This is a genomic window from Devosia sp. Z6_126, assembly GCF_058133495.1.
Genome location: NZ_JBYUNO010000001.1, coordinates 1,394,593 through 1,401,190 on the forward strand (window position 1 = coordinate 1,394,593; position 6,598 = coordinate 1,401,190).

Consider the following 6,598-nt stretch of genomic DNA (forward strand, 5'->3'; position numbering starts at 1 on the left):
CGCATCATGGGCGCCGCGGCGATAGCCACCTGATCATTGTAGCTGCAGGGCGCAGCGCGGTTCCAGCGGATTGCTGGAGCGACGCATGGTGATCCAGGGCCAAATGGCGCCGCCGCTTGACGGCTTTCGGTTTTCATGAAGCCAGATGAACCCCCATAGACGAAGCTTGGGCTTCAACGGGGACTTGGCCTGACCTGGCGCAGCCGGTCCGCCATGAATGTGACGCTTAACTTTTAGAGTTAGAACAGCGACCAATGAGACCCAACAACAATCAGAATAACAACAAGAACCGTCCGCGCGGCCGCAATGGTGGACGCAAGCATGTGAATCCCCTCTCTCGTAACTTCGAGAGCACGGGACCGGACGTAAAGGTGCGCGGCAACGCGGCCCATATCGCGGAAAAATACATGCAGCTAGCTCGTGACGCGCAGTCGTCTGGCGACTCGGTCATGGCGGAAAACTATCTCCAGCATGCCGAGCATTACTTCCGCATCGTAGCGGCGGCACAGCAGCAGAGCAGCTTCCGCCCCGACCAGCAGGGCCAGGAAAGCGACGATTACGACGACGATATGCCCGAGATCAACTCGCGCTTTTCCTCGCCCCAGCCGGCACAGCCTCAGCAGGTCGAGAACGAAGACGCACCCGAAACCGGTGAACGCCAAGACCGGCCCGAACGCCAGGAACGGGCAGAGCGACAGGAGCGGGGGGAACGCCAGGAACGAGGTGATCGTCCTGATCGTCAGCAGCGCCAGCGCCGGCCTGAGAATGTGGAGCGGACTGAGCCGGCAATTGAGCCAGCCGCGACGGTTGCGAGCGAGACCCCTACCGAAGAGCCGGCAGCGCCCGTTGTGGCTCAAGAAAACGAAGGCGAGGCGCGTAAGCCGCGTGAACGCCGGCCGCGCCGCCGCCGGCCAGTCGGTGGAGATGCGGGAGCTGAGGCCTCGGGCGGCGCCGAAGAAGGCAGCGTCGGGGAACTCCCCGCGTTTCTGACCGGCGGAACGCCAACGCCTGCTGAGTAAGGCGCATTAAGATCAAAAGGCCGGGTTTTTACCCGGCCTTTTTATTTGACCGTGATGAAGTGCATTAAGGCTCACTGATCCAAAGCCGCTCCCAAGCTTGCGCCTGCCCCTTTTTCCGGCCGCGGGCCTTCCTATATCCCTTGGTGAAATGGCGCTGCCCTCAGGGAGCCGGCGCACACTGACGTACGACGCTTCTTCTGGGCCAGGCTCCACCAGAGGAATGTCGGACGTTTAAGAGGAGAGTTGCATGAACATCGAGAAATATACCGAGCGGACACGTGGCTTTATCCAGAGCGCGCAGACCCTCGCGCTAGGCAGAGGCCACCAGCAGTTTACCCCCTTGCACTTGCTCAAGGTCTTGCTGGATGACGAAGAGGGAATGGCCACAGGTCTCATTGAGCGCGCCGGTGGCAACCCAAAATCGGCACGGGCAGGCGTTGAAGCAGCCCTGGCCAAAATCCCACAGGTTTCCGGTGATGCCGGACAGCTATATCTCAGCCGCGAGCTTGCTCGCGTTTTTGATACCGCAGAAAGCGCTGCCCAAAAGGCTGGCGACTCCTATGTGACCGTCGAGCGCCTGCTGCTCGCCTTGGTGGTGGAAAAAGACAATGAGGCGGGCAAGATCCTGTCCTCGGCCGGCGTCACGCCGCAGACCCTGAATGCCGCCATCGAGGAAATCCGCAAGGGCCGCACCGCTGACTCCGCCTCAGCGGAGAATGCCTATGAGGCGCTGAAGAAATATGCCCGTGATGTGACAGCGGATGTGCGCGAAGGCCGGCTCGATCCGGTGATCGGCCGTGACGAGGAGATCCGTCGCACGATCCAGGTCCTGAGCCGCCGGACCAAGAACAACCCGGTGCTGATTGGCGAACCCGGCGTGGGCAAGACCGCGATCGTGGAAGGCCTCGCCATTCGAATCGTCAATGGGGACGTGCCGGAGTCGCTAAAGAACAAATCGTTGATGTCGCTCGACATGGGTGCGCTGATTGCCGGCGCCAAATATCGCGGCGAGTTCGAGGAGCGCCTCAAGGGAGTGCTCAGTGAGGTAACCGCTGCGGAAGGCCAGATCGTCCTGTTCATCGACGAAATGCACACCCTGGTGGGCGCGGGCAAGGCCGATGGCGCGATGGACGCCTCCAACCTGCTCAAGCCCGCCTTGGCGCGTGGTGAACTGCACTGCATTGGCGCGACGACGCTCGATGAATACCGCAAGCATGTGGAAAAAGACGCCGCCCTCGCTCGCCGCTTCCAGCCCGTATTTGTGGACGAGCCCACCGTGGAGGACACGATCTCCATTCTGCGCGGGCTCAAGGAGAAATACGAGCTGCACCACGGCATTCGCATTTCGGACTCTGCCTTGGTGAGCGCGGCAACCTTGTCGAACCGCTATATAACCGATCGGTTCTTGCCTGATAAAGCCATCGACCTGATGGACGAGGCCGCCGCGCGCCTGCGCATGGCGGTGGATTCCAAGCCTGAGGCCCTCGACGAGCTGGATCGGCGCATCATGCAGCTCAAGATCGAGCGCGAAGCGCTGCGCAAGGAAACGGATGATGCTTCCAAGCTGCGGCTTGAACGCCTCGAGCAGGAGCTGAGTGGGCTGGAGGAACAGGCCCAAACGCTTTCGGCCAAGTGGCTGAGCGAGAAGGATCGGCTCCAGGTCTCCCAAAAGCTCAAGGAGGAGCTCGATAGCGCCCGCAGCCAACTCGAGATTGCCCAGCGTCAGGGTGACCTCGCCCGAGCAGGCGAGCTGGCCTATGGCGTTATTCCGGACCTGGAAAAGCGCATCAAGCTTGCCGAGGACAGCAATGGGGATGGCCAACCCGACGCCGTGATGGCTCAGGAGGTGGTGACCCCCAACCATATCGCGCAGGTCGTCTCCCGCTGGACCGGCATTCCGGTGGACAGGATGCTGGAAGGTGAACGCGAAAAGCTGCTGCATATGGAAGAAGCCCTGGGTGCTCGAGTGATCGGGCAGGCTGAAGCGGTGGCAGCCGTATCGCGGGCGGTACGGCGGGCTCGCGCTGGATTGCAGGATGCCAACCGGCCGATCGGCTCGTTCATGTTCCTCGGGCCGACCGGCGTGGGCAAAACCGAGCTGACCAAATCCCTGGCCCAGTTCCTGTTCGATGACGAAACCGCAATGGTTCGTCTCGACATGAGCGAGTTCATGGAAAAGCACTCGGTGGCGCGGTTGATTGGCGCTCCTCCGGGCTATGTCGGCTATGATGAAGGCGGGGTGCTAACCGAAGCCGTACGGCGCCGGCCATATCAGGTGATCCTGTTCGATGAGATCGAAAAGGCTCATGGCGATGTGTTCAACGTGCTGCTGCAGGTGCTCGATGACGGGCGCCTGACAGACGGGCAGGGCCGTACCGTGGATTTCCGCAACACGGTAATCATTCTCACCTCCAATATCGGAGCCGATATCCTGGTCAACGATCTGGAGGATGGCGATCCCGTCGACCTGGTTCGCGGACGCGTCCTTGATCGGGTCAAGGATACGTTCAAGCCCGAGTTCCTCAACCGGCTGGACGAGATCCTGCTGTTCCATCGGCTGGGGCGCGAGCATATGGGCGCCATTGTCGATATCCAGTTCGCGCGGCTTAAGAAGCTGGTTAAGGACCGTGACATCGATCTTGAGCTTACGCCGCGTGCTCGTGATTGGCTTGCTTGGGAGGGCTACGAGCCCGCCTATGGGGCGCGCCCATTGAAGCGGGTGATCCAGCGTGCCGTGCAAGATCCGTTAGCCGACGAAATTCTGGCTGGCCGGATCAATGATGGCGACCGGGTAGTGGTGGATGCGGATGATGAGGGTATTCACTTGCTGCCGGGCGGTGAGCCCGCAACCGAAGCGGCCGCGTGAGCAACCTAAAGGCGGTAAAGGCCGGTCGAGAGACCGGCCTTTGCGTTTGTCCCGGCTGCGACCATAATGGAAACTGAACGGGGGCCGCACGATGACCGACCACATCGACTACATCGAGTTTCCGACTTCCAATCGCGCCGCCACTACCGCCTTTTTTCAGGCGGCATTTGGGTGGGGCAGCCTGGCCTTTGGTTCCGACTATGCCGCGCTGCAAGATGCGGGGATCGAGGGTGGAGTGGATCAATCTCCCGAGCGCTCTGCCGCAAACAATGGCGATTGTTCGCACCGATGATCTCGATGCTGCCGAAGCCCGAGTGCGGGCTGCGGGCGGAACCATCACCCGCGATCCTTTCGACTTTCCTGGCGGACGGCGCTTTCACTTCCGTGAACCGGGAGGCAATGAAATGGCCGTCTGGGTCGTACGGCCGGAGTGAGGCGCCGCGTCGGCGGGATCAGTTCGCCGCTGCGACCGTCACCGGTGCCGGTTCACGCGCCATTAGATCGTTGATCTGGGCAATGGTCTGCTGGAACTCCGCTTCAAACTGGCTTGGCAGCGTATTCTCCCGGGGGAGCTTGACGCTGAGAGGGTCCACCAGATTGCCGTTGATCAGGATCTCGAAGTGCAAATGCGGCCCAGTGGAATTGCCGGTCGATCCGACATAGCCGATGACCTGTCCCTGGCGCACCCTCACGCCCGGCTTCATGCCATCCGCAAAGCGCGACATGTGGCCATAGGCGGTTTCATAGCCATTCACATGCTTGATCTCGACCTTGTTGCCATAGCCCGATTGCCATTTGGCATACTCGATAACGCCATCCCCCGCCGCATAGATCGGGGTGCCGGAGCGGGCGGCAAGATCGACGCCGGTGTGCAGACGGCGGCTCTTGAAGATGGGGTGAACGCGATAACCAAAGCGCGACCGCAAGGTGCCGCCGCCTTCAAGCGGCCGGCGGGACAAGAAGCGCTTGCCGGTTTCTCCAGTGGGGTCATAAAAATCCACAACACCGTCGCCCGTCATGAACCGGTAGAGCTGGCGCGTCGTGCTGCCGAGAGTGAGGCCGACATAAAGCAGTTCAGTGCGCCCTTCGGCGTCCGGCGCGCTCTTGAGGATTTCGATCCCGTCTCCTGCACTGATCTTCTTGTTCATGTCGACGTCATAGGCGAACATGCCGATGATGCGAGCAATCGTGGGGTCGTCCAGATCGTGCTTGCGGCCGGTTTCCCAGATCGAGCGGTAAACGCTGGGCAGGTTGGCGACGTTGATCTCTTCGGCGTCTTCCTCGGGAAACTCGACAAAATCGGGCTCGAGACCCACGACATATTGGCCGGTATCGGTCAGCGCCACGGTGGCAATATGAGGGCTGACGCCTTCCTTGCCGCCGACGGGGCGATAAATGCTCATGCGATAGGGCACAAGGCTTTTAGACTCGCGCGTCAGCGGACCGTAAAGAATACGCAAGCGGATACCCGCCGGCATGCCCGAAGCGGGCACGAGGTTCTGCAGCGTGTTTTCAACCATGGCGATCTGCGTCGCCGTGAAGCCGTTCTTGGCCAGGGTTTCGCCGAGTGGGCCTTTTTCCCGGATGGTCAGGAAACGTTCAGTGCGACCGAGCCCGCCTTCCGATAACAAGACTGTCTTGGGCACGAGGGTGACGTTCTCGGCCACCCCGCTCAGCGTGCCGGGATCACTGGCGGCGCCGAGATCGCGCACCGAAGCGCTTAGATTGGCATAAGCAAGGGTCGGGGAGCCTTCGTCAAAGAAGTTGGAACTGGCCACGGCGCGCACGAACTCGGCTGCTGCCTGATCATTGATGGCGCGTGGCGGTACGAAGGTAATGGGCATGGCTGCCAGCCTGACGGCCACTTCCCCCTCGACCTCGGCCCCATAGACATCGGTGTTTATTTCGGGAGCGTCGGTATCGGCAGTGATGGGCTGGGTGGCCTCGAGGATCGCGACTGGATCGTAATCGGGAACATCGGAAGACAGTGCGGTGGCTGCGGTGGCAAGCGTCGCGCGGATCCGGACGAAAGGCTGATTGCGGATGATGTCGCGCCCATCCACGCTTTGGCGGATCGAGGCTTCGATCACTTCAAGATCGGAACGGGTGGCTGCCACTGGCCGGACACGGGCTGACTTGGCTGAGGTGTCGGTGGGGGTAACATCGTCGCGCTTGGAGGGGGCGAGTTGTAGTGCCTCATAGGCGGTGGAAAAGGTGTCTTGCCCTTGGAAGGAGACATATAGCGCAGCGCCCATCAGCAGCACGCTGGTCAACCCGGTCATCACCGTCCCAGTTAGCCAGGCAAAGCTCAGCTCACGGCCGTGCGGAATTTCGCCCTCGGTTGACTGCACCGTGAGGGCCGGGCTGTCTTCAAACCCGGTGGCCTTGAGCAGTGCCGCATGCCGGCTGTTATGTGTGGCGTTCAACGCCCCATCCCTTGGTGCTTGATCATCTAAAGCCCTACGCAAAGCAGCCAATGCCAAATCGGCCTTTCCTGAAGCTATAGCAGGCACCATCTCCAGTCGGCAAAAATTGCGGCGAAACTAGGAGAGCGGGTGGGCATAGCAAGGAATGGCACCGGCAAGCAGCCTGGCGAGCCACTGGGCCGCTACCTGCACTAGAGTTTTCCACAGCGGGGAACCAGAAGTCAGTTTTGTCATTTAGCGTGTTGACGGTGGCGATGGGGTCGCTTATATCCCCGATCACCGCTGCA

5 protein-coding genes are annotated in these 6,598 nt (G+C 61.1%); 4 read left to right on the forward strand and 1 reads right to left on the reverse strand.

Going from position 1 to position 6,598, the window contains the following annotated elements:
* The first annotated feature begins 254 nt into the window (after positions 1-254).
* The 4 genes from AC3YOG_RS06795 (at position 255) to AC3YOG_RS06810 (ending at position 4,319) form a co-directional block, all read left to right on the forward strand.
* Complete coding sequence (locus AC3YOG_RS06795) at positions 255-1,019, forward strand: DUF4167 domain-containing protein (protein WP_489934526.1); 765 nt, start codon at positions 255-257, stop codon at positions 1,017-1,019.
* 247 nt (positions 1,020-1,266) lie between these two features.
* Positions 1,267-3,885, forward strand: coding sequence for an ATP-dependent chaperone ClpB (gene clpB, locus AC3YOG_RS06800; RefSeq protein ID WP_489889792.1), 2,619 nt, complete (start codon positions 1,267-1,269; stop codon positions 3,883-3,885).
* 91 nt (positions 3,886-3,976) lie between these two features.
* Positions 3,977-4,177: a hypothetical protein gene (locus AC3YOG_RS06805; RefSeq protein WP_489934527.1), complete on the forward strand. Its 201-nt coding sequence runs from the start codon at positions 3,977-3,979 to the stop codon at positions 4,175-4,177.
* Positions 4,155-4,319: a VOC family protein gene (locus AC3YOG_RS06810; protein ID WP_489934528.1), complete on the forward strand. Its 165-nt coding sequence runs from the start codon at positions 4,155-4,157 to the stop codon at positions 4,317-4,319. The genes AC3YOG_RS06805 and AC3YOG_RS06810 overlap by 23 nt, the downstream gene beginning before the upstream one ends.
* Before the next feature lie 18 nt (positions 4,320-4,337).
* Here the strand turns inward: AC3YOG_RS06810 and AC3YOG_RS06815 are convergent, their stop codons facing one another.
* On the reverse strand, positions 4,338-6,311 hold the full coding sequence (locus AC3YOG_RS06815) for a M23 family metallopeptidase (RefSeq protein ID WP_489934529.1): 1,974 nt from the start codon (positions 6,309-6,311) through the stop codon (positions 4,338-4,340).
* Positions 6,312-6,598: the final 287 nt, after the last annotated feature.

Coding starts and splice junctions, on each gene's coding strand:
- AC3YOG_RS06795 (WP_489934526.1), top strand. CDS start 255: ATGAGACCCAACAACAATCAGAATAACAACAAGAACCGTCCGCGCGGC.
- clpB (WP_489889792.1), top strand. CDS start 1,267: ATGAACATCGAGAAATATACCGAGCGGACACGTGGCTTTATCCAGAGC.
- AC3YOG_RS06805 (WP_489934527.1), top strand. CDS start 3,977: ATGACCGACCACATCGACTACATCGAGTTTCCGACTTCCAATCGCGCC.
- AC3YOG_RS06810 (WP_489934528.1), top strand. CDS start 4,155: ATGGCGATTGTTCGCACCGATGATCTCGATGCTGCCGAAGCCCGAGTG.